Origin of the sequence: Alteromonas sp. MB-3u-76 (genome assembly GCF_002831605.1) — a bacterium.
GTDB classification, from domain to species: domain Bacteria; phylum Pseudomonadota; class Gammaproteobacteria; order Enterobacterales; family Alteromonadaceae; genus Alteromonas; species Alteromonas hispanica.
This window is the reverse complement of sequence record NZ_CP025115.1, coordinates 4,023,191-4,046,803: the sequence shown is the minus strand read 5'-3', so window position 1 is coordinate 4,046,803 and position 23,613 is coordinate 4,023,191. Positions and strand designations below refer to the sequence as shown.

At 44.9% G+C, this 23,613-nt stretch carries 21 protein-coding genes; 16 read left to right on the top strand and 5 right to left on the bottom strand.

Annotated elements, in window-relative coordinates; all coding sequences use genetic code 11:
• Positions 1–11 precede the first annotated feature (11 nt).
• The 8 genes from hflX (at position 12) to CW735_RS17980 (ending at position 10,353) form a co-directional block, all read left to right on the top strand.
• Positions 12–1,301: a ribosome rescue GTPase HflX gene (gene hflX, locus CW735_RS18015; RefSeq protein WP_071980856.1), complete on the top strand. Its 1,290-nt coding sequence runs from the start codon at positions 12–14 to the stop codon at positions 1,299–1,301.
• A 67-nt stretch (positions 1,302–1,368) separates the two neighbouring features.
• Positions 1,369–2,520 (top strand): FtsH protease activity modulator HflK, encoded by a 1,152-nt coding sequence (hflK, locus tag CW735_RS18010; protein WP_071980855.1) that lies wholly within the window; start codon positions 1,369–1,371, stop codon positions 2,518–2,520.
• Between the two features lie 5 nt (positions 2,521–2,525).
• Positions 2,526–3,407, top strand: coding sequence for a protease modulator HflC (hflC, locus tag CW735_RS18005; protein WP_071980854.1), 882 nt, complete (start codon positions 2,526–2,528; stop codon positions 3,405–3,407).
• 308 nt (positions 3,408–3,715) lie between these two features.
• Positions 3,716–5,317, top strand: coding sequence for an AbgT family transporter (locus CW735_RS18000; RefSeq protein ID WP_071981381.1), 1,602 nt, complete (start codon positions 3,716–3,718; stop codon positions 5,315–5,317).
• Positions 5,318–5,558: 241 nt separating this feature from the next.
• Entirely contained in the window at positions 5,559–6,638 is a 1,080-nt protein-coding gene (hemH, locus tag CW735_RS17995) for a ferrochelatase (RefSeq protein WP_071980853.1), read from the top strand.
• An 88-nt stretch (positions 6,639–6,726) separates the two neighbouring features.
• Positions 6,727–7,140: a DUF4112 domain-containing protein gene (locus CW735_RS17990; protein WP_083595332.1), complete on the top strand. Its 414-nt coding sequence runs from the start codon at positions 6,727–6,729 to the stop codon at positions 7,138–7,140.
• A gap of 113 nt (positions 7,141–7,253) precedes the next feature.
• The gene (locus CW735_RS17985) at positions 7,254–8,894 is read left to right on the top strand and encodes an acetolactate synthase large subunit (RefSeq protein ID WP_071980851.1); all 1,641 of its coding nucleotides are present in this window, start codon (positions 7,254–7,256) and stop codon (positions 8,892–8,894) included.
• Positions 8,895–8,925: 31 nt separating this feature from the next.
• The gene (locus tag CW735_RS17980; RefSeq protein ID WP_071981380.1) at positions 8,926–10,353 is read left to right on the top strand and encodes an aldehyde dehydrogenase family protein; all 1,428 of its coding nucleotides are present in this window, start codon (positions 8,926–8,928) and stop codon (positions 10,351–10,353) included.
• A gap of 100 nt (positions 10,354–10,453) precedes the next feature.
• Here CW735_RS17980 and CW735_RS17975 read toward each other — a convergent pair whose 3' ends face one another.
• Positions 10,454–10,813: a DUF2237 family protein gene (locus tag CW735_RS17975; RefSeq protein ID WP_071981379.1), complete on the bottom strand. Its 360-nt coding sequence runs from the start codon at positions 10,811–10,813 to the stop codon at positions 10,454–10,456.
• 243 nt (positions 10,814–11,056) lie between these two features.
• Here CW735_RS17975 and ubiG point away from each other — a divergent pair, with 243 nt between their 5' ends.
• From ubiG to CW735_RS17945, 6 genes are all read left to right on the top strand, one after another.
• Positions 11,057–11,815: a bifunctional 2-polyprenyl-6-hydroxyphenol methylase/3-demethylubiquinol 3-O-methyltransferase UbiG gene (gene ubiG / locus CW735_RS17970; protein ID WP_071980850.1), complete on the top strand. Its 759-nt coding sequence runs from the start codon at positions 11,057–11,059 to the stop codon at positions 11,813–11,815.
• 378 nt (positions 11,816–12,193) lie between these two features.
• Positions 12,194–13,087, top strand: a complete 894-nt coding sequence (locus CW735_RS17965; protein ID WP_269529789.1) for a lipase family alpha/beta hydrolase — start codon at positions 12,194–12,196, stop codon at positions 13,085–13,087.
• Complete coding sequence (locus tag CW735_RS17960) at positions 13,087–14,055, top strand: lipase secretion chaperone (RefSeq protein ID WP_157812724.1); 969 nt, start codon at positions 13,087–13,089, stop codon at positions 14,053–14,055. Before CW735_RS17965 ends, CW735_RS17960 begins: the two co-directional genes overlap by 1 nt.
• Before the next feature lie 112 nt (positions 14,056–14,167).
• Positions 14,168–14,776: a glutathione S-transferase family protein gene (locus CW735_RS17955; RefSeq protein ID WP_100973311.1), complete on the top strand. Its 609-nt coding sequence runs from the start codon at positions 14,168–14,170 to the stop codon at positions 14,774–14,776.
• Positions 14,776–15,435 carry a glutathione S-transferase family protein gene (locus CW735_RS17950; protein ID WP_071980847.1) on the top strand — a complete coding sequence of 220 codons (660 nt, stop codon included), beginning with the start codon at positions 14,776–14,778 and terminating at the stop codon, positions 15,433–15,435. Before CW735_RS17955 ends, CW735_RS17950 begins: the two co-directional genes overlap by 1 nt.
• 144 nt (positions 15,436–15,579) lie before the next feature.
• Positions 15,580–17,583 carry an alpha/beta hydrolase family protein gene (locus CW735_RS17945; RefSeq protein WP_232230519.1) on the top strand — a complete coding sequence of 668 codons (2,004 nt, stop codon included), beginning with the start codon at positions 15,580–15,582 and terminating at the stop codon, positions 17,581–17,583.
• On the opposite strand, the gene CW735_RS19660 is transcribed toward CW735_RS17945, so the two are convergent.
• Positions 17,572–17,934: a hypothetical protein gene (locus CW735_RS19660; protein ID WP_157812723.1), complete on the bottom strand. Its 363-nt coding sequence runs from the start codon at positions 17,932–17,934 to the stop codon at positions 17,572–17,574. The two genes, CW735_RS17945 and CW735_RS19660, sit on opposite strands and share 12 nt — an antisense overlap.
• Here CW735_RS19660 and CW735_RS17940 point away from each other — a divergent pair, their 5' ends adjacent.
• Positions 17,935–18,141 (top strand): hypothetical protein, encoded by a 207-nt coding sequence (locus tag CW735_RS17940; RefSeq protein ID WP_015068459.1) that lies wholly within the window; start codon positions 17,935–17,937, stop codon positions 18,139–18,141. It begins immediately after the preceding gene.
• Positions 18,142–18,569: 428 nt separating this feature from the next.
• Here CW735_RS17940 and CW735_RS17935 read toward each other — a convergent pair whose 3' ends face one another.
• Positions 18,570–19,706, bottom strand: coding sequence for an ROK family transcriptional regulator (locus tag CW735_RS17935; RefSeq protein WP_071980846.1), 1,137 nt, complete (start codon positions 19,704–19,706; stop codon positions 18,570–18,572).
• A gap of 229 nt (positions 19,707–19,935) precedes the next feature.
• Here CW735_RS17935 and CW735_RS17930 point away from each other — a divergent pair, with 229 nt between their 5' ends.
• Positions 19,936–20,904, top strand: a complete 969-nt coding sequence (locus CW735_RS17930; RefSeq protein WP_071980845.1) for a carbohydrate kinase family protein — start codon at positions 19,936–19,938, stop codon at positions 20,902–20,904.
• A gap of 21 nt (positions 20,905–20,925) precedes the next feature.
• On the opposite strand, the gene CW735_RS17925 is transcribed toward CW735_RS17930, so the two are convergent.
• Both CW735_RS17925 and CW735_RS17920 read right to left on the bottom strand, forming a co-directional pair.
• Entirely contained in the window at positions 20,926–22,587 is a 1,662-nt protein-coding gene (locus tag CW735_RS17925; protein WP_100973057.1) for a cisplatin damage response ATP-dependent DNA ligase, read from the bottom strand.
• Entirely contained in the window at positions 22,587–23,603 is a 1,017-nt protein-coding gene (locus CW735_RS17920) for a ligase-associated DNA damage response exonuclease (protein WP_071980843.1), read from the bottom strand. The genes CW735_RS17925 and CW735_RS17920 overlap by 1 nt, the downstream gene beginning before the upstream one ends.
• Between the last annotated feature and the right edge of the window lie 10 nt (positions 23,604–23,613).

Genomic DNA, 23,613 nt, shown 5'->3' with positions numbered 1-23,613 from the left:
AGGTAACGCGCTTGTTTGACCGTTATGAAGCCGGTGAACAGGCTGTACTTGTTCATATACATTTTTCTGATGAAAACAGCAAAGAAGACTTAAGTGAGCTAGAGCTACTTGTGTCTTCAGCGGGCGTAAATGCGGTGGAGGTGATTACCACCTCGCGTAGTGCACCGCATGCAAAGTTTTTCGTCGGGTCAGGTAAAGCAGAAGAAATAGCCGCAGCAGTAAAGGCAAACGAGGCCAACGTGGTTATTTTCAATCACTCCCTCTCTCCTTCACAGGAGCGAAATCTCGAGGCAGTGTGCAAATGTAGAGTATTAGACAGAACAGGTTTAATACTCGACATTTTTGCTCAGAGAGCGCGAACTCATGAAGGTAAGCTTCAGGTAGAGCTTGCTCAACTGCGCCATATTTCTACACGCCTTATTCGAGGCTGGACTCACCTTGAGCGTCAGAAAGGTGGTATTGGCTTGCGTGGGCCTGGCGAAACTCAGCTAGAAACTGATCGCCGCCTATTACGCGGTCGTATAAAATCCATTCTCCGCCGGCTAGAAAAAGTCCAAAAACAGCGCGAACAGGGAAGACGTTCACGTAAAAGGGCTGAAATACCGACGGTATCCTTAGTTGGCTATACGAATGCGGGCAAGTCTACGTTGTTTAACACTATTACTGATTCACATGTTTACGCTGCCGATCAGTTGTTTGCAACGCTGGACCCTACACTGAGAAAAATTGAATTACAGGATGTTGGGCCAGCTATACTTGCCGACACTGTGGGCTTTATTCGTCACCTTCCTCACGACCTTGTTGCTGCGTTTAAAGCAACACTGCAAGAGACTCAAGAGGCGGATCTTTTGCTTCACGTTGTCGATATCGCAGATGCGAAATATCGAGAGACCATGGATGAAGTAAATAACGTGTTAGAAGAAATTGATGCGGGCGAGATACAACAATTACTAATCTGTAATAAGATTGATAAACTAGACGATGTCGAACCGCGTATAGAAAGAAACGAAGAGGGTATTCCAACTCGAGTGTGGTTGTCGGCTCAAACTGGAGAGGGTACCGAACTTCTTGGTCAGGCACTAACAGAGTGTTTAGCAAGAAGTATGGTAAATTATACCTTGAAGATACCGCCGGCACATAGCCGCCTTCGTGGAGTTTTGTATGAATTAAACTGCATATCCAATGAAGAGTATGACAACCAAGGCGATTGGGTGGTAGACGTGAGAATGCCTGCTGCCGACTGGAATAGACTTGAGAAACGTCTAGAAAACGGAATATCAGAGTATGTTGTGCGACATTAGTCACTGCGAAAGCCGTGATAATGCATGCGAACTTTAAAAATTAAACTGTAATCTATGGAGTATCAGCATGGCTTGGAATGAGCCGGGTGGAAATAAAAACGACCCGTGGAAGAATCGCGGAGGCCGAGAGCAAGGTCCCCCAGATTTAGATGATGTATTTAAGAACTTATTTGGTAAGTTTGGTAAATCAGGTGGCAATGGTGGCGGTTCAGGTAAAAGCTTAGGCGGTATCGGTGCTGGTATTCTTGTTGGCCTTCTTATAGCCATTTGGGTGATCAGTGGCTTTTACACCATAAGGGAAGCTGAGCGAGGTGTTGTGCTTCGTTTTGGTGAGTATCACAAACAGGTTGAACCTGGCTTGCGCTGGGCGCCTACATTTGTAGACTCAGTCATTCCAGTAGATGTTCAGTCTATTAGAGATCAGTCATCTTCAGGTTCTATGCTTACCGAAGACGAGAACGTGGTTAGTGTGCAAATGGAGATGCAATATCGCGTTGTCGACCCATTCCGCTGGACGTTTGCTGTTGAAAACCCTGAAAAGAGTTTAAGCCAGTCATTAGACAGCGCAATCCGTTACGTTGTTGGTCATTCGAGAATGGATGACGTACTCACCGACGGCCGTGAGATGACTCGTCAGCGTGTGTGGGAAGAGCTACAAGGCATTATTGAACCCTACAATATGGGTGTTTCGATTATCGATATGAACTTTAGAGATGCTCGTCCACCTGAACAGGTTAAAGATGCTTTCGATGATGCCATAGCTGCACAGGAAGATCAGCAACGTTTTATTCGTGAGGCTGAAGCTTATGCGAGAGAGATTGAACCTCGCGCTCGTGGTCAAGTAAACCGCATGAACGAAGAAGCACAAGCTTATAAAGAGCGTGTAACACTAGAAGCGCAAGGTGAGGTAGCACGTTTCGAAGAGCTACTTCCTCAGTTTGAACGCGCTCCTGTAGTAACGCGTGAACGTATATATCTGGAGACAATGGAAGAAGTATTGGGTAACACCAGCAAAATCCTTGTGGACAGTAAAGGTGGAAACAACATGATGTATCTACCGCTAGATAAAATAATGGATCGTCAGCGTGAAAATGCGAAGCCCACATCTAGAAACACGCTAGAAGGGTTGCAGATGCCGGTAACAAATGAGGGCGGTCGTAACCGCAACAGTTCTCCTACATCTGGCTTACGCGGCGACACGTTTAGAGAAGGGAGATAATCGCTATGAAAAATATTATTATTGCTGTTGTTGTTCTCCTTGTTTTGTTGGCGTCGGGTTCTCTGTTTGCCGTTAAAGAAGGCGAGAGAGCTATAGTTATACAATTTGGTAAAATTCAGCGAGATGAAGCCACAGGTGAGACGAGAGTGTTCACGCCAGGGCTGCACTTCAAGCTACCTTTTATCGATTCCGTACGTCACCTTGATGCACGTATTCAAACGCTAGATGGAACACCTGACCGCTTTGTAACAAGCGAGAAGAAAGATCTTATCGTTGATTCTTATGTGAAATGGAGAATTGATGACTTTGCTCGCTATTACTTGTCTACAGGTGGTAATAAGCTGCAAGCCGAGGCGCTTTTGAAGCAGAAAGTGAACAATGGGTTACGCTCTGAGTTCGGTACACGAACAATTGCGCAAATTGTATCAGGTGAGCGTTCTGCGCTGATGAACCAGGCTATGGAACAAGCATCCACGTCCTCAGATGAGTTGGGTATACGTATTGTTGACGTGAGAGTAAAGCAAATTAACCTGCCAACAGAAGTGAGTAACTCTATCTTCCAGCGTATGAGAGCAGAGCGCGCCGCGGTTGCACGTGAGCACCGCTCAGAAGGTCAAGAGCAGGCGGAAGTTATTCGCGCCAATATTGATGCTAAAGTTACCGTAATGCTGGCTGACGCAGAGCGTAATGCACGACAGCTTCGCGGTGAAGGTGACGCATTAGCAGCTCAAATCTACGCCGACGTTTACTCTAAAAATTCAGACTTCTACAGCTTCCTTCGCAGTATGGACGCGTACAAGAAGAGTTTCTCAAGTAAGCAAGACGTCATGGTTATTGCACCAGACAGTGATTTCTTCAAATACATGAACCAATCACAAGTCAAATAAACGCTTCTAAACTTAGAAAAGCCGCTTTGCAAAGCGGCTTTTTTGTACCCGCTGTAAATTTATAAGCTACTGTTTTTGCGAGATAACACCTGTTTTTGCATGAGTAGCGTAGACGCAAATAACACCTCATTTATCGCTTACTCTGCCAAAATTAGTGTAATTCCGATAAAATGCCGCCGAACTTATAATAAACGTGTCGCATATTCATGCGTGACTTTTTGTTTATTCACGCATATCACACTAAGTTGCGTTGCCTTCCCAGCAGCGCGTATTTAAAAAAGACACGACATAACGACAGAGGGAACGTTTTGACAACGGATAATAATAAAACAACGTCTACCAGTAATAATGGTGGACAGAGCGGTCTATTTTCACGATTTTTAGCGACGGTAGAATGGCTTGGTAATTTACTTCCACATCCTGTAACACTGTTCGCACTACTGTCACTATTCATAGTGGTGCTAAGCGGCATCCTTGGCTACTTTGATTTAGCCGTTGCCGATCCTCGCCCTGAAGGCGCAAAGGGAAGAGAGGCTGATGGGATGATTGAAGTCATCTCGCTAATGAGCGCAGAAGGGCTGCAGCGTATTGTTACTGGGTTGGTGACCAACTTTACAGGCTTCGCCCCACTAGGCACTGTGTTAGTCGCGTTGCTTGGTGTATCGGTGGCCGAACATTCTGGTTTACTGTCGGCGGCTATGCGGGCACTGGTAATGAATGCTTCTAAGCGTGCGGTGACTTTTGCTGTGGTGTTTGCTGGTATCGTTTCAAATACAGCATCTGAGCTGGGCTATGTGGTTCTCATCCCGCTTGCGGCAATGATTTTTCATTCTTTAGGAAGACACCCCTTGGCGGGCTTGGCGGCAGCCTTTGCAGGCGTATCGGCGGGGTACAGTGCCAACTTGTTGCTAGGTACGGTAGATCCACTTCTTTCTGGTATAACCGAAGCAGCGGCGCACATGATAGACCCAGACTACGCGGTTGGTCCTGAAGTAAACTGGTACTTCATGTTTATCAGTACCTTTGTGGTGGCCACAATGGGCGCGTTGGTTACCGAAAAGGTGGTTGAGCCGCGACTTGGGCAGTACGACCCTAGTGAAGCGTCTATCGACTTAGGCAACCAGTCAATGGACGCTCCAACCGAATTAGAGAAAAAAGGCCTGCGTTGGGCTGGTATTTCATTTGCTCTCGTGTGTGGTGTTTTAGCGCTTACCGTAGTACCTGAAAACGGTATTTTACGCCATCCTGAAACCGGTGAAGTAGCTGGTTCGCCGTTTTTAAAAGGCATTGTTGCCTTTATCTTCATTACTTTTGCGTTACCTGGCTTTGTGTATGGCAAAGTAACAGGCTCTATGAAAGGCGACAAAGACGTTATCGATGCTATGTCGAAAAGTATGGGTGCCATGGGGCTTTATATTACTCTGGTGTTTTTTGCCGCGCAGTTCGTAGCATTCTTCAAATGGACAAACCTAGGTACCGTATTAGCGGTAAAAGGTGCGGCGCTTCTACAAGCTGCCGGTTTAGATGGACCTTCGGTATTCATTCTATTTATTCTTATGTGCGGCGTTGTGAACTTGTCTCTTGGCAGCGCTTCGGCGCAGTGGGCAGTCACTGCACCTATATTTGTACCTATGCTAATGCTTATTGGCTATGCGCCAGAAGTTATTCAGGCGGCGTATAGAATTGGTGACTCAGTGACCAATGTTATTGCACCTATGATGAGTTATTTCGGACTCATACTCGCCATGGCGGCTCGATATAAGAAAGATTTGGGTATGGGTACCCTTATCGCCATGATGTTGCCGTACTCCATGGTTTTCGTTGTGGGCTGGACTATTCTCTTCTATATATGGGTATTCTTGCTAGGCATGCCGGTAGGGCCAGGGGCCGCGACTTATTATCAACCTTAAGGATTTCGTTGTTAAAAGAAAATAAAATGAAGGCCGTTAGATTGTAACTTAGGTTTATTACTAACGGCTTTTTTGTTGCTTCTCATTATCGGCGCTAAGAAAGCTTTCCCTATTCACTTAAGTAGTTTCCATCTTAAAAACCTATTAACGCAATTGGGTTTTAATCGGGCTTTAAACGATCACAAATGTCTCTAACTCAGTATAATACCCATATTGCGTTGTACTATTTGGACTGCTGTTAATGAAATATAAATCGAACAAAGGCTTTTCCCATTCACAAGCTGACAAAATAGGGGTGCTAGTTACTAACTTAGGAACTCCTCAAGCACCTACTAAGCAAGCGCTTAGACCTTACCTAAAAGAATTTTTGTCAGATCCACGAGTAGTAGAAGTTCCACGTATCATCTGGTGGTTTATTCTTAATTTGATTATTTTGAATATTCGTCCAAAGCGCTCAGCCGAGGCATATTCTACGGTATGGACAGACGAGGGCTCGCCGTTACTATCTATTACCAAAGCGCAGTCGAGTGCCATTGCAAAACGCTGTAAAGAAAAGTACGGCGATGATGTTATTGTCGACTTTGCAATGCGCTATGGCCAACCTGCTATCAGCGATACCATCGATAAAATGCTCGCAAATGGCGTAAGAAAATTAGTGGTATTACCGCTTTATCCTCAATACAGCGCATCAACTACCGGCTCTACCTTTGATGCTATTGCCAATGACTTTACTAAACGCCGCTGGCTACCTGAATTGCGCTTTGTGAATCATTACAACGATAGAGATAACTTTATTGAGGCCTTGGCCAACAAAGTACGAGCGCACTGGGAAAAGCACGGTCGCGCTGACAAGCTTATTCTCTCCTACCACGGTATTCCAAAGCGTTACTTGATGAATGGCGACCCTTACCACTGCGAATGCCATAAGACGTCTCGCTTACTTGCTGAAAAGCTTGGCTTATCTCATGATGAATATATGACTACGTTTCAGTCTCGGTTTGGCCGAGAGGAATGGTTGAAGCCCTACACTGATGAAACGTTAAAAGGGCTGCCGGGCAAAGGGGTAAAATCCATTCAGGTTATGTGCCCTGGCTTTTCAGCCGATTGCTTGGAAACCATTGAAGAAATTGGCGAAGAAAACCATGAGTATTTCATGGAAGCGGGTGGCGAGCGTTACGAGTACATTGACGCACTTAACAGCGACGAAGAGCACATTGATGTACTGTTTGATATTGTTCAGGAAAATCTTCATGGTTGGACAGTAGATTCGGATAACTCTGTGCGTGCAGGTTTGGCAAAAGCACTCGGCTCTGAGGTATAAGTTAAAATATATAGCTAATACAAAGCAGGCAAGGTTTTGAGTCTCTCAATGCCTTGCCGTTAATTATTACAACCTAATAGGAATGAATATGGACGTTAAAGCACCAAGCGCATTACTAAAAGCACAAAAACTGGCAAACCTATTAGATACCGCAATAAAACTTCCCTTTATCCCTATCAAAATTGGTCTGGATTCGATTGTTGGTTTAATCCCCGGGGCGGGTGACGCTTTAATGCTGTTTGTCTCTCTTAGAATTGTATGGTTGGGTAAGTCTCTGGGAATGCCTTCAGCTCTTGTCGCACAGATGGTTAAAAACTCTGCCATAGATTTCGGTTTGGGCTTCATTCCGTTTATTGGCGATCTTATTGACGTGTTTTACAAAGCGAATCAAAAAAACGTTCGGATAATGGAACGTTGGTGGATTAGCGAAAATAAATCGCAAGTTGATGAAGCCACTAGGCAGAAGCTTGAGCAGTGGGAAGCTGAACAGCAAAAAAGCTAAACGCAAATACGGCAAAGACGCCTATAGTTATAGCGACATAAATCGTTTTTAACGTTATCGCCGTAGCAACTAACTCAAACCAATATACAACTCGACAAAGGAGTGTGTGGTAAATGAAAGCGTCTGACCTATTTGTAAAGGCTCTTGAAGCCGAAGGTGTAGCGTACGTCTTTGGCATTCCAGGTGAAGAAAACCTCGACCTGCTTGAATCATTGCGTTCCTCCAACATAAAGCTCGTACTCACTCGCCATGAGCAAGGCGCGGGATTTATGGCGGCGACATACGGAAGGCTCACCGGAAAAGTAGGCGTTTGCCTCGCCACACTAGGCCCAGGTGCGACCAACCTTGTTACGCCAGCTGCGTATGCTCAATTAGGCGCCATGCCTATGTTAATGATAACTGGCCAGAAACCGATAAAAACCAGTAAGCAGGGGCGCTTTCAGGTCATTGATATCGTCGACATGATGCGTCCTATCACCAAATTTACCAGTCAAGTCGTTAGTGGCGACAGAATTCCCTCTACTGTGAGAGAAGCTTTCAGAATTGCTCACCAAGAAAGACCCGGTGCCGTTCATATTGAACTTCCAGAAGATATAGCCGCAGAGCAGACTACAGCGCAGCTACTCGAGCCTAGCGTAGCTAGGCGGCCTATTGCTGAATACAAAGCGGTGTCCTCTGCGGTTGAAATGATAGAGAAAGCAACGTCACCACTGCTACTCATTGGTGCGGGTGCAAACAGAAAGCTAACTGCCAAAATGCTGCGGGAGTTCGTAGATAAAACGTGTATCCCTTTTGTTACTACACAAATGGGTAAAGGGGTTCTCAACGAGAGCGACCCGCGCTTTGCCGGCAACACCGCATTATCTGATGGCGACTTTGTTCACAGAGCGATTGAGCGAGCCGACCTAATCATTAATGTGGGCCATGACGTGGTTGAAAAACCACCGTTCTTTATGCACCACAACGATAAAAAAGTCATTCATGTTAACTTCGATCCTGCTGCCGTTGATCCTGTTTATTTTCCGCAGCTTGAAGTGGTTGGCGACATCGCCAATAGTATTTGGCAAATCAAAGAGGCGATAACGCCACAGGAAGATTGGAAACTCGATTTCTACAAAGACGTACACGAAGCGTATGTTCACCACAGAGCGGAAGCTGAAGATGATAGTCGTTTTCCAATACTGCCTGAACGCTTTGTCAGAGATATACGAAAGGTGATGCCTGATAATGGCATAGTCACGTTAGATAACGGTATTTACAAAATATGGTTTGCCCGTAATTACCCTGCTTACCACCCCAATACCTTACTGCTTGATAACGCATTGGCGAGTATGGGAGCTGGGCTTCCATCAGCCATGGCTGCAAAACTTGTGCATCGCGATGTGCCTGTGCTGAGCGTATGTGGTGATGGCGGATTTATGATGAATAGCCAAGAGATAGAGACGGCAGTAAGACTTAAGCTCGATTTAGTCGTGATCATCCTTCGTGACGATGCCTACGGAATGATTAAGTGGAAACAGGCTAACATGGCGTTTGATGAGTTTGGTTTAGATTATGGTAATCCAAACTTTGTTAAATACGCTCAAAGCTACGGGGCCCAGGGGTGGCGGGTGGATGACGCAGATGTGCTGATACCTATGGTCGAGAGCTGCCTGAAGACTCCAGGGGTTCATATTATTGACTGTCCTATCGACTACAGCATGAATGACAAAACCCTAAATAAAACCATAAAAGAACTCAGTGCTAAGCTCTAACCAAGAGCAAGGCAAAACAAAAGGAGCCGATATGTTGAAGGAAAGCTATCCATACTATCTTGCAAGTGAAGCGATTTATGCGAACACAGACCTCGATGTCACCAATAAGTATACCGGTGAAGTAGCAACACAAGTTGCGATTGCCGATGCAGATACCATCGATAAGGCAATTGCTGCGGCAGATAATGCTCAGCGTGCAATGACTGCCTTAGCCCCCTTTGAGCGTCAGGCAATACTTGAGCATTGCGTTAAGCGTTTCACTGAGCGTTCAGACGAATTGGCACAGGCGCTATGCATTGAAGCAGGCAAGCCAATTAAAGATGCAAAGGGTGAGGTAAGTCGTCTTATTGATACGTTTAAAATAGCAGCTGAAGAGTCGGTTCGCATCAACGGTGAAGTGGTGAACTTAGAAATTTCAGCAAAAGCCAAAGGTTATCAAGGAATGACGAAGAAGGTGCCTATTGGACCATGCTCCTTTATTTCACCTTTTAACTTTCCGCTAAATTTAGCTGCTCACAAAGTGGCGCCAGCCATCGCTGCGGGGTGTACATTTGTATTAAAACCTGCTTCTAGAACACCTATTGGAGCGCTGATTATAGGCGAAGTGTTAGCTGAAACCGCGTTACCTAAAGGAGCGTTTTCAATTTTACCTTGTAGCCGGGACGGCGCAGATCTCTTCACAACAGACGAGCGTTTGAAATTGCTTAGCTTTACCGGCTCTCCTGATGTGGGTTGGGCACTTAAAGCTAAAGCAGGCAAAAAACCTGTGGTTTTAGAGTTAGGAGGCAATGCAGCATGTATTGTCGATGAAGATGCTGATCTTGATGATGCTATCGAGCGCATTATTATTGGTGCTTATTATCAATCTGGACAAAGCTGTATTAGTGTTCAGCGATTGTTGGTTCACAGCGCTATATATGATGACTTTAAAGCGCGTTATGTTGAAAAAGTTAAGTCATTGGTAAGCGGCGACCCGTCTAGCGAAGATACCTTTATTGGGCCAATGATTTCCGAAGGTGAAGCGCAGCGACTGCACGACTGGATTACCTCAGCAGCAAAAGCCGGCGGTAAAATATTGTGCGGTGGCACCCGTGATGGTGCAATGCTTGAAGCTACAGTAATGGAAGATGTTCCAAAGGACTGCGATGCAAGTGCTGAAGAGGCATTTGGACCTTTATCGGTTCTTTATTCTTTTGACACCTATGAAGAAGCCCTCGCTGAAGTCAATAACAGCCGATACGGATTGCAGGCTGGCGTGTTTACCCGCGACATCTACAAAGCGCATAAAGCGTGGAATGAGCTGGATGTAGGTGGTGTAGTTATTGGTGATGTGCCTAGCTGGCGAGTGGATAACATGCCTTACGGTGGCGTAAAAGACTCTGGTTTAGGCCGAGAAGGTATTCGTTATGCCATTGAAGATATGACCGAAACCCGTCTTATGGTGCTTCGAACCCCGTAGCTGAAAAAGCATGCTTTACCAATATAGTAAAATGAGAACAACAAAGGCGCTATCAAGCGCCTTTACTTTTTCTTAGCAGGTTTGAGGCCTAATAGCAGCCTTATTGTACTGCATACTCTTCAAGTACGGCCAATGGAATAACATCAAGCGCTTTTTCGTGGGTGGCTTCAAGACGTACTTTAGGTGCAACGCCAGCCTCATAGGCCTGCAGCCAACGACTCGCGCACAAGCACCATCTATCACCTGCTAATAATCCGGAGAACTCCATGCTTGGCCAGGGAGTAATAAGGTCGTTACCTTGGCGTAATGAAAATTGTAGAAACTCATCTGTCACTACCGCACATACGCTATGGTTACCCACGTCGGCCGAAGGTACATAGCAAAACCCTTCTCTCGTAAAGCCTGCGTTGCCACAACACAACTGAAGTGGGCGGCCATAAACATTTTTTGCGTTCGCCAAAATCAAATACCTCGCTGAATACGTATCTAGAATTAATCAGTGTATACGGTTTTGTTGAAAAAGGGATGCATTGCAGCTATCCATCGCAACGACCTAGCGTAGATAATAACAACGTCATGCATTGAATGCGCAAGACTTGCACACGCTTGGAGAAGTTGATATCAGCCAGTCAGGTAACTGATTGGCTATAGTGCACTCATTTGCGATACACATCGAAAGAAATATTGTTGAGGTAACAAATACATGTTGGATAAAAGCACCAAAAGTGGCAACGTCAATTTTTCTGAAGAAGAGATAGCCCGATTTGATGCTCTAGCAGAGACCTGGTGGGATCCGAAAGGTAAATTTAAAACCGCACTCGATTTCAATAAGGCAAGACTTAGGGTGATCGAATCGCAAATAAAAACACATTTTGAATGTGCAGATACCCATTCTCCCCTCACTGGATTATCGATTATCGACATTGGCAGCGGTGGTGGGCTGATCAGCGAGCCTTTAGCTTCCTTAGGTGCCACCGTGACGGGAATAGACGCAAGCGCGGTTAGTGTTGGAGTGGCAAAGCGACATGCCCAGCAAAATAACGTTGATGTAGAATATCGCCATCAACTCTCAAGCGATGTAGTAAAAGAAGGCAGGCAGTTCGATGTGGTTATCAATGCGGAAGTTGTTGAACACGTGCCAGATCAAAAACAGCTTATCGAAGAGTGCGCTAGTATGGTGAAGCCAGGGGGGTTACTGATACTGGCCACCCTGAATAGAACCATCAAAAGCTTCGTTATCGCTATCGTTGGCGCAGAATATGTAATGCGTTATTTGCCCATTGGCACCCACGACTGGCGCAAATTTGTTACCCCCGCAGAGCTATCAGAGTGGGTAGGTGATAAATTTGATCTTCAACATCAAGTAGGCATGAAGCTCAATCCCTTTACCTCCACCTGGCACACAACTTCAAGCCTTGATGTGAACTATGTTCAAGCCTACGCGCACAGAAATAAAGGCTAGGTTCTCACTATTACCCAAAGTAAGTATTTCCTGTGGCTATGCTCGCTATCTACTTTATAAATAGTATTAGCGAGTATACGTTGATTACTCGCTATCTTATTGATTAGCTTGATTTCTTATCTTTTGTTTTTCATTAATATTCTAATTTATCTATAACTAAAAAATTAGCTCTCTCTTTTATCTCTTGATATTTACATTATGTTTACATAAAAATAACAAAGGTCTGACCACAGACCACTGTCTTTAGCGGGTCTCAGAATTTAAGAGGGTTTTGTTGTAGAGACTGTTGTTAAAAAAATAAGCGTTCATAAAGAACGGATTAATGGGACACACATGAAAACATTCAAGAAAGTTTCACTGTTACTCGCCGTTATTTGCATGGCATTTGCCGGCCATGTATCAGCATCTACTTATGCTAAAACAAAGTATCCAATTGTCTTAGTGCACGGCCTCTTTGGCTTTGAAGACATATTGTTTGTCGATTACTTCTACAAGGTTCCGCAAAAATTAACGCGAAATGGTGCGCAGGTTTACATTGCTGAAGTTTCACCTGCTAATTCTACTGAGGTGCGAGGCGAGCAATTACTAGACTATATTGATGATGTACTTGCGCTTTCAGGCGCGGATAAAGTGAATTTAATTGGACACAGTCACGGCGGACCCACTGCGCGTTACGCGGCTAGCGTTGCTCCGAATAAGGTGGCCTCGGTGAGTTCAGTGGGCGGAGTAAACTGGGGCAGTAAAGTGGCTGATCAGTTGCGTAAAGCGATTGCCGAAGACTCATTTCAGGAAGATGCCGCTGGCGTTGTTGTCAATGCCTTCGCAAATATCATCGAGTTAGCGTCAGGATCTGACCCTAGAGACAAACCAACAGATTCAATCGCTGCTTTAAACTCGCTGTCGACAGAAGAAACCATTGCATTTAATCAACGCTACCCCGAAGGAATGCCTTCAGCGTACTGTAGAAATGATGGAAAAATGTTGGCAGAAAACGGCGTGTTCTATTATTCGTGGAGCGGTGGAAAAACTTATACTAATGCACTCGATGTCGTAGACCCGTTTCTCGCCATTACAGGCACTGCTTTTAGTGAGCCCAATGACGGCTTGGTGGCTACTTGTAGTTCACATTTAGGCAAAGTAATACGCGACAACTATAGAATGAACCATCTTGATGAAGTAAACCAAAGCTTTGGTATCACACATTGGTTTGAAACGAACCCTGTTAACGTGTTTATTCAACAGGCAAATAGACTAAAGCGCCAAGGCCTATAGTGAAAAAAGTAGTAGTATATGGAGGGCTTCTCGCTCTCCTATTAGGTGCATTCTTAGCAATACAATTAGGCCATGCACCTTATCCCTCTGTGCATTCCAATTCTGTAGAGCGTTCGAGTGCGCCTACAACAGTAACTGGAAGCCATGCCACAGCGTCTTTTATTAGCGCCAAGCTTGTTGCAAAACCTGATGATACCCATTCTAGCGATAACAAGCGGGTGCCATTTAGGCTTGATAATCGCGTTAGAGACAAGTTTGAACTGTTTATCGCGGAACATTCGGAAAAAGCCCCACTTACCGTAAAGCTTGCCTTTGTTAAGAGTAGCTTACTCACTTATACAGAAGAGACTCATGACTATGCGGTGGACCTATTCGCTCGTTATGTAGATTACAAGGTCGCATTGGCCGATGAAAATGTCGAAATAGATACCGTAAATTTTTCTCTGCAAGATATAAGAATAAAACTCGATGAAAGGGTTGATATAAGGCTGCAGTTTTTTTCCAAAAATGAATATGACTATTTATTTGGTCAAGATGAACACACTGATAATGAGGCACTATCTAGATTGGCAATTGCACAGGCTGACACCTTATCAAGAGCGCAAAAAAAAGATGCCATCATCGAATCTCTCGCAGTAGCAAGCGATAGGGATGCATTCAAACCAACCATAGATATTCATAAAATTAAAAAAATAAAGCAGCAATACAAAGATAATAACTCTCGTTTCAGTGCCATCAGTGCGGAGTTTGGCGATGAAGTGGCGCAACGTTTTGTTGAATTGTGGAGTGAACAAGAAGAATGGGAGAAAAAAATAGAGGGTTATCGTCTCTATTTAGCGCAGTTGAATAACAATGACGTATCAAAAGAGGCTCTCCACGAATTACTCCGCGAATATGAAGAGCAACACTTTACAAGTAACGAGTTAAAACGAGTCAAAGTGCTTGTGAGTCGAAAAGACCCTCTTTAGCCAAACAGGTATAACCATTCAGTGGTTGAATAGACTAACCTTAATTAAGAGTGATTTGATCCTACTTTCACTTGTCTCTACTCTAGAAAAAAACAAAAAGGTCCCTGCAACCATGAAAATATATGAAACAAAAACAGCGCCTAACCCCCGTCGAGTGCGCATGTTTCTCGCTGAAAAGGGTATTGATATGGAGTATGTTCAAGTCGATATTCAGAAGGGGGAAAACCTTAGTGCAGAGATGAGAGCAAAAAATCCTCTCGGCAAAATACCCATTCTCGAATTAGACGACGGAACCTGTATTGCAGAGACAGATGCCATATGTACTTATTTTGAAGCGCTGCATCCAGAACCATCGCTGATGGGAAGCACCGCGCTAGAGAAGGGCACCATAGCTATGTGGCAGCGACAGGTGGAATTGGCGCTAATGCTTCAAGTGGGAATGTGTTTTCAACACACCACGGGATACTTTAAGGATCGCATGGTGCCTGTTCCGGAATATGGAAAAGAGGCGGGTATTAATGCGTCGAAATACCTCAACATTCTAGAGCGAAGATTAGAGCTAAACCCCTTTATAGCGGGGGATAGTTTCTCTATTGCAGATATCACTGCACTATGTGCTATCGATTTCGCACGGGTGGTAAATATTAGAATCAAAGATGAGCAAAAAAATCTTCTTCGTTGGTACGACAGTGTAAATAACAGAGCGAGTGCAAAAGCCTGATGATTGAACTTTATACCGCTGCGACTCCCAATGGCTGGAAAGCCTCAGTGGCGCTTGAAGAAATGGGGTTAGAATATACGGTAAAGCCGGTAAATTTGTTGAAAGGTGAGCAAAAGACCTCTGAATTTCTCGCCATGAATCCTAATGGTCGTATACCTGTGATTGTAGATAAGAGCGAAGGTGATCATGTCGTCTTTGAGTCTGGCGCTATTATGATTTATCTGGCTGAAAAAACGGGGATGTTTCTTCCTAATGATAACAAAGGCCGTAGTAAAGTATTGCAGTGGCTTATGTTTCAAATGGGTGGCGTAGGTCCAATGATGGGGCAAGCAAATGTGTTCTATCGCTACTTAGAAGAAAAAATTCCAGTGGCTATCGACAGATATCAAAACGAAGTAAGACGATTGTTCGAAGTGTTGGACGGGCATTTGGCAAACAATGAATACTTAGTAGATGACTATTCTATAGCTGATATGGCTAATTGGTGCTGGGTAAGAACCTACGAATGGTCAGGAGCAAGTATTGACGGGTTGGACAATCTTACTCGTTGGAAGAACAGCATAGAGGCTCGTCCCGCAGCGCGAAGAGGCGTTGAAGTTCCCAATAAAATTGATAAAGAAGCACTTCTCAAAGGGGCAAAAAACGTTGTCACCCGATAGTGTTCTCTTTTTAGGGTGAAAAGAGATATGTACGAATAAGTTAACATTAACAATGACATTATGCTTGTTCGCACTGTTGAAAAACCTCTATTGGTAATGTAGGTTTACCCGCCTACGCCTTAAAAAATAGTTAAAAGGACATATATGAAACGGATTTTTCTGGCCATGCTGGCTGTTTATTCTCTATTCATTTCTTCATCCACATCTGCAAGCGATAAACTCCCTCTGGATTACTTCATCAAGCATGGTGATTATCTCGATCTGCAACTTTCTCCAGATGGAAAACATCTCGCTGCTCGAGTTCGTCTAGATAACAAGGTTGTGCTTGGTGTTCTTTCTACTGGTGATATGAAAATTGTAGGCGGAGTGCGACCTCAAAATAACGACATTATTCACAGCGTTACTTGGGTCAATAATGAGCGTCTTGTTTTTGAATATGCGGAAAAGCAATTTTCTTTTGATAGACCCGTACCTACTGGCGAACTCTTCGCTATGAATTTCGACGGCAGCAAAAGAGAAATGCTTTATGGTTACAGAGCAAGTGATGAGCAAACTGGGAGTCGAATTACTAATAAAGACGATTCACTCGCCAGCCAAGACGTTATCAGTCTGTTAGAGAATGACGACAGGTATATTCTAATTGCTGAATATCCTTGGGATAAAGAGGGTAACACCTACTACAACAATCGGGTGAGGCCAGCAATTATCAGCAAACTCAACATAACGTCGGGGAGAAAAAGGAAAGTAGATGTTCTTCCCCACAAACGTAGCCGTCCTTTGGCAACGAAAAATGGCCAAGTTATTTTTATGCGTTGGCAAGATGAAACGGGAAATTATCACGCTGCATACAGAGAAAACAATGACAGCGAGTGGAAGAATCTCGAAGACGTGTTTAGCGTAGCAGAGGATATGATCCCCCGCGGTTTAAGCGAAGATGAAAAGTACGTTTACATGACGGGCTTTACTGGTGAAGAAGGTATTTATACCTATTTTAAGCTTAACCTAGAAACCGGCGAATCGAGCGAAATTTTTCAGTCGCACAATACAGATATCGAGCAGGTGGTATTCGACAAACAGGGCTTGCCGGCTGTGGGCATTACATATCCAGGTACATCTGAATATGTTTACGCACAAGATGCTACCCGCGCTAGTGAAATCCACAAAGCGCTGGTTGACGCATTTGGTGAACAAACCGTTACTATCGCCAGTCATACCAGAGATTGGAAAACGCTACTAGTGCATGTAAGAAGTGACGTAAACCCCGGAGAGTACTATCTATTTGACAGCGAAACCCTTGCCGCCCAATTTATATGGGCTAATAGCTCTTGGATAGATCCACGTCTTCTCGCGCCCGTGAAGCCAATAAATGTCACAGCCTCAGATGGCGAAATTATCAAAGGTTATCTCACCCTTCCGAAAACACAGGGAAAAGAGAGTTCACCTGAGAACAAACCCCCTTTGGTGGTGGTGATCCACGGTGGGCCGCATCAAAGTGGAACGCGAGATTTTTGGGATTACAATAGTGAAGTTCAGTTACTTGCAAGCCGAGGTTATGCCGTACTACAGGTTAATTTTAGAGGCAGTGACGGCTATGGCGAAAGATACAAGAAGTTAGGCTATCGCGAATGGGGCGGAAAAATGATTGATGACATCAATGACTCCGTTAAATGGGCGATAGACCAGCAGTTAGTCGATGGCGACAATGTTTGCGCATACGGAGCTAGCTACGGTGGCTACGCGGCGCTTATGTCTGTAGTAAAAGAGCCTGACTTATACAACTGTACGGTAGGTTACGTAGGAATTTACGACCTAGAGTACATGTTTACAGAAAGTGACATTCCCAACAACTGGGGTGGAAAAGCGTATTTGCAACGTGTGCTAGGCAACGATAAAGCGCAATTAAAAGCGTATTCTCCGCTGTATCACGTGGATAAAATTAAAGCGAAAGTGATGCTTATTCATGGCTCAAAAGATAGACGCGTACCAGAGATTAACTCAGAAGCGTTGTCTGAAGCACTAATAAAAGCCGGCAACCCGCCAGAGTATTTACAATATTCTCAGGCCGGTCACGGTGTTTTTGATGAAGAAGACAGAAGAGAACTGTATCAAGGTTTGATAGACTTCCTCGATAAAAACTTAAAAAGTTAGCAAAGCTTTAGCATTAGAAAACGCCCCGAGGGGCGTTTTTTGTTTGCCCAGCGAAGCTGGCAAACCCGTCAGGTTGAAAGAAACCTGAATCACCCTGACTGAGGGGAAGATAATCCGAATGGCAAGGGCGTTGTTGGCCAACGGCAGGGTCTCCGGGGGCCGGCCCGAAGCAAGCCATAGGAAGTTAGAGGTACACAACGCAAGTGAACCTGATTCGGCAAGACAGGAGGGTAAGCGTGCAAAATAGCGCGAAGCCCGATACTCAGTCAGTCCTGTTTTGTGTTTGAGGGTGGAATTTCTAACAGGGAGCCAGTGCAGTAACTGGGGAAGCCTGGCATTAGATCCAATCAAATGGTTGGACGTATCGTTCAAGGAGTGATCCAAGAATGTTGCGAGTGTGAGGTGGCAGATGAACCCGTAGTAGTGAGTAAGGCTAGGCCGATGAAAGCCAGTAATGGTGTGGAGGGTAAAACCAAGCCGACTATCAGCATTGTGTTTGATAGGATCTATTTTAGCCAAAAGCTTAAATGGATTGCGAAGGGGGGAAGCAGACTTTAAGACTCTGATGAGTTGTGAGTTTTTTTATCATTGATACACAAGCCGCCAGATCAGCGGGACAAGTCGAATCGGTGCGCTAGGAATAGTGATGTCTGGTGAGACAGGCCGTATATGGGAAGTAATTGTAGTCAAATTTGGTAGATTGCCTCAGTGCTAGAACGCCAAACCCTGCAATGAAAGTTACCACAATGTTAGAAAATGAACGATGTCCATAGGGCGCACGATACTAGATTGCAAATTAGCATTGTGTCACTTAGCAAGTGATATGAAGTATGCAGGAGCCGTATACGAGGCCCGTACGTACGGTTCTGTGAGAGGGATGAGGCGCAAGCCTCACCCTACTCGATATTTCAGCCTGTCAACTCAAAAGCGAGTTAGGCTAAAGGCGGCGTGTGACATTCCAATGTCCGCTAGAACGATTTCACGCCTTAGTAATAATTTGCCACCAAAGGAAGATTGGCGCTTCCAATAGACTGCGCCCTCGCACCTACTTTACCCTCTGTGATAGTGGGTGAAGCAATGCCTCGCATATCCCGTTGAGACAGCGCGCGACGAGTTTCTTCAACTAACAGGGATTTAACAGGTTCTGGCAACGCACCATCAATAATCACGCCTTCTATATCCAGTAACCCTGCAGCGCACTGGGCAGCAAAGGCAAGCCCCTTTGCAGTAGCTTTTACCCAATTTGCGATATAGATTTCATCAAAATTCCAGTGTCCGTGTATATCGTAAATTTGCTTTCCATTTATGCCGTTTTGATTGAGTGTATTTTCCAACACAAAGAGTGACGACTGGGCAAGGAGTTGATGCTCGTTCTTGCCGTTAAAAAATGGCAGAGAACCTACGGCACCAGCATTGCCGGCTTTACCTAAATAGGGGGCGTTGTTAATAACTAGTCCGCCACCTAAGAATGTTCCCACAAATAAATAGAGAAAGTGAGTGAACCCCTTTGGATTACCAAATGACATCTCCGCGCTACAGGCCGCTGCGGCATCGTTACAGATAATAACAGGTAGTGAGAGCAGCGCTTCTAATGCTGATTTTGGATCGAATTGCTTCCATTGTTCTAGTACTGCTAATGGAGCCGCGGCTTCTTCAGCCCATGTCCAAATTTCAAACGGCATAGCAACACCCAGCCCGCGTAATCGCGTCTTTTGTTCAACCGTAACCTGCTTTAACAAAGCGTTTACTGCACGCTCAGAAAAAGATAAGAGCCCATCAACAGTAGGATAGGCCACTTTTTCGCTAATAGTGGCCCTAACGTTGCCGCATAAATCGAGAAGAGTCATATCGTAACTGCGCCTTCCCACTTTAAGGCCAAGGCTGAGTGCGCCATCGACATTTAGGCTGAATGGTACTTTGGGTTGCCCCACATTTCCTTTGATAGGCGCATTCCGTTTTACCAGCCCATCGCTTTCGAGCTTCTTAATAATAACGGTAGCAGATTGTGCTGATAGGCCAGTTAATTCAGCTATTTCTGTTTTTGGTAGCTCGCCATGTTTATTAATGAGCGCAATGATTGCGCGTTCATTGTCAGAGCGGCTATCCGCTAAATGTATTGCCATTGTTATTTTGCCAACTCCTGCTTACCGTTGAGATTGAAACCCTGTTACGGCTTTAAATCTGGTTATTAGATCATCAACCAAAGTATAAATTTTTCATGCATTAAATCAATCTGGTTGATTTAATGCAATGGAAAGATGATACTATAGTCAATTAACGATCTATTAACCCAGTGTAAAAATTTAAAATTTGCGCTACGGTTGGTAATACTCAAAATACAGTGGAGCTGGTATGAAAATATTATGTTTAGGTGAAGTACTTATCGATATGTTAAGCCAAGGTGCGGCGCCAAAAGACGGCGACATACCGGCAATGAAACCATTCCAACCTTATGCGGGCGGTGCGCCAGCTAACGTGGCTGTTGCCGTATCTCAGCTTGGTGGAAATAGCGCCATGGTATCAAAGGTAGGCGATGACACCTTTGGTGCATTTTTAAAAGAGATGTTAGCGCATTATAAAGTTAATACTGACTTCGTGTGGTCTACAAGCGAAGGTAATACAGCTTTAGCCTTTGTAAATTTAGATGAAGATGGTGAGCGTTCTTTTGATTTTTATGTAGATAATGCAGCGCACAAGCACATCACCGAGCAGGACTTAGCCACAATTGACTGTGAAAAAGATACGGTTCTACATTTTTGCTCAGGCTCCTTGGCTGGTCCAGAACTGATTCCCGGCACAGAATTTATTCTCGATAAAGCACAGCAGAAGGGAATGATGGTGTGTTTAGACATTAATTATCGCCCTGCATTTTGGGATGACACCGCGAATGCACCAGCAAGAATAGATAGCGCAGCACAGCGGGTATCCATTTTGAAAGCAAGTCGCGAAGAACTTGCTGAACTTTATGGAGAAGAAAACGCAGACGCGAAAGTGCAGGAGTGGTTAGAAAGCGGCGTTAAAGTGGTTCTAGTCACAGATGGTGGCGAACCTATCCACTATATCACTCAGGCATTCAGTGGTACGTTAGCGTCTCCTAAAATGGATGTGAAAGACACTACGGCAGCAGGCGATTCATTTATTGGTGGCTTTCTTTATTACCTTTCAACGAAAGTCAAAAGCACAGATGAATTTGATGCGTGGGCAAGCAGCTTTGAAAATGTGAGCGAGGCCACTGAATTTGCAATTCGCTGCGGGGCTTATACAGTAACTCAGTATGGCGCGTTTAGCGCACTGCCTACCCAGCAGGATATTGCCAAATAGGCTTTAACCAATATCTCATGGTTAGCGCTCAATAAGCTGTTTGAGCGCTTCCAGTGTGTCCGCCTCATTCGCTGGTTTGTCCCAGCGAATGCGGTGAATACGAGGAAAACGAAGGGCGACGCCCGACTTGTGGCGGTTTGAAGGATGAACCGCGTCAAAAGCTACTTCGAAAACCAGCTCTTTCTTTACTTCCCGAACGGGTCCAAAGCGACCGATAGCGTTGCGCCTTACCCAGTTATCTAATTTCTTAAGCTCTTCATCGGTAAAACCCGAATAGGCTTTGCCTATGGGCAAAAGCTGCTCTCCTTGCCATGCTCCAAACGTGAAGTCTGAATAAAAGCTTGAGCGTTTTCCATGGCCTCGCTGCGCATACATAATCACCGCGTCGACTACAAGCGGGTCGCGCTTCCACTTAAACCATTTGCCTTTGGGGCGTCCCGGCACGTAGGTGCTATCAAGGCGTTTAAGCATAAGACCTTCAACTGATCGGTTAGCGCAAACGCGGCGGTGTAATTGTCTCAGCTCTTGTGGCGATGAGGCTTCAAGCGTGTTGGATAAAAATACCCGAGGTATCTTTTTATGTTCAATCCAAGCGGCTAATTTTTTACGACGCTCTTGTAATGTGAGTGAGGTTAACTGTTCACCTTCCAAAACTAACGCATCGTATACAATGAGTCCTACTGGGTTGGACTGCATTAAAGACTTTGCAGGTTTCTTCTTATTCAACCTTTGTTGCAGTGCGTTAAAGGTATCGACTTTAGGGGGGGCAATTGATGCGGTTGATTCCTTTGCTTCTTCACTCTCATTTTGAATTACCAGTAACTCGCCATCTAACACCATGTTGCCTTGCATGTGTTCTAGCAAGTCGGGAAAAGAATGGCTAATGTCATCGCCGGTTCGAGAAAACAGCGCTTTTTCGATGTCGCTTTCCTCTGTGTTGTCGCTAGGTATTTTTTGTATGGTTTTCTCTGTGTTTACCGCAAGCTGGACACGAATACCGTCGTATTTATTTTCAATTTGCCACATGCTTGGCTCAAAGCCGTCAATATCGCTTTCCTCTATGGGGTGTGACAGCATTACAGGGTGAAAGGTAACCGCATTTTCAATATCAGGCTTATCGGCTTTTCCCTCTAACCATTGCAACAGCTGCGTATAGGGAGGCGTAACTGCATGCCAGAGAGTTTCTATCTCTTTGATATCTTTGTTTCCGTAATCAGCCAATATCTGTTTTATTGAACGTGCAGATACACCTATGCGTAATCCTCGAGTACCTAGCTTTAGTAAGGCCCAGCGCTGCGACGGCATCATCATCGTTAAATAATCAGCGAGGGTTTTTGATACCTGTTGTTTAGCAACGTTGGCGAAGGTATCAACAATGCTATGAAGAGACGGCAGCGGAGAAACTGCCTCACTATGTGGCCAAAGGTGTGCCACGGTCTCACTTACTTCGCCAACATAGTCGTAACTCATCGCAAACAGCTGTGGGTCGGTGTGCTCAGCAATAAGTTTTTTCACCGTATTTCGTTTAAAAAAATCAAAACGAAGTGTTCCCGCCATAGCCGCAATAGCCCATCCTCTGTCAGGATCTGGTGTATTGGCAATATAGTCTGCTATTAGCTGGGCCTTCGCTTTATTTCCCGCGGTGTAGTAAAGCTGTTCAAGTAAATCACTAAACGCCTCCATTAATCTCCTCCCTGTTCTTCCTCGTCGTAGCCTACGAGTGAAAGCGCGCGAGCTTTGTATCCCATTTTCTCTGCCTGATACATCAGTGCGTCTTCTCTTCCATGGGTAACCCACACTTCTTTAGGATTTACCTGCTCTATCGTCATAAGTAGTTCGGGCCAGTCGCAATGATCGGAAATAATAAGCGGTAGTTCAGCATTGCGCTGTTTCGCTCTAGCGCGTATCTGCATCCATCCCGAAGCCATTACTGTGCGAACATTTGGAAGGCTTCTCGACCATCTATCTGACAATGCTGAAGGTGGCGCAATAACTATCTCTCCCGCTAGTGTTTTTTTATCACCCACCTCAGAAACAGGAATTAACTCTCCAAGATCAATATTAAATTGCTGATACAGGTCGCAAAGTTTTAGCTGTGCTCCATGCAAATATATGGGTTTGTGATATCCAGCGTCTCGCAAGGCAATTATGAGACGCTGGCATTTACCTAAGGCATAGGCGCCTACAAGGTGGCAACGCTCGGGAAACACTCTGAGTGAATGTAAAAGCTTATCTATTTCGTTCTCAATCGGAGGGTGTTTGAAAACAGGAAGGCCAAATGTGGCCTCTGTTATCAAAACATCGCATGGCACTACTTTGAACGGTGGGCATGTTGGGTCGTGCCGCCGTTTATAATCACCAGAAACCACAACCCGAAACCCTTTATATTCAAGCAAAATTTGCGTGGAGCCTAAAATATGGCCGGCAGGGTAAAAAGTCACAGACACGTCGGTAAACGTGATTGTCTCGCCCAATGTAACGGTATGTTGGTGCTTAGCCATATCCTCGCCGTAGCGAGTTTGCATAATGGCGAGAGTTTCTTTACTTGCGTAAACACAGTGGTGTCCAGCCCTAGCATGATCCGCATGGCCGTGAGTTACTAACGCCGTAGTCACTTCTGTCATAGGGTCGATATAAAACCCTCCAGGTTCACAGAATAAACCAGTGTTATCAGTTTTTAGCCATGTAGACGGATGCACAGATAGCTAC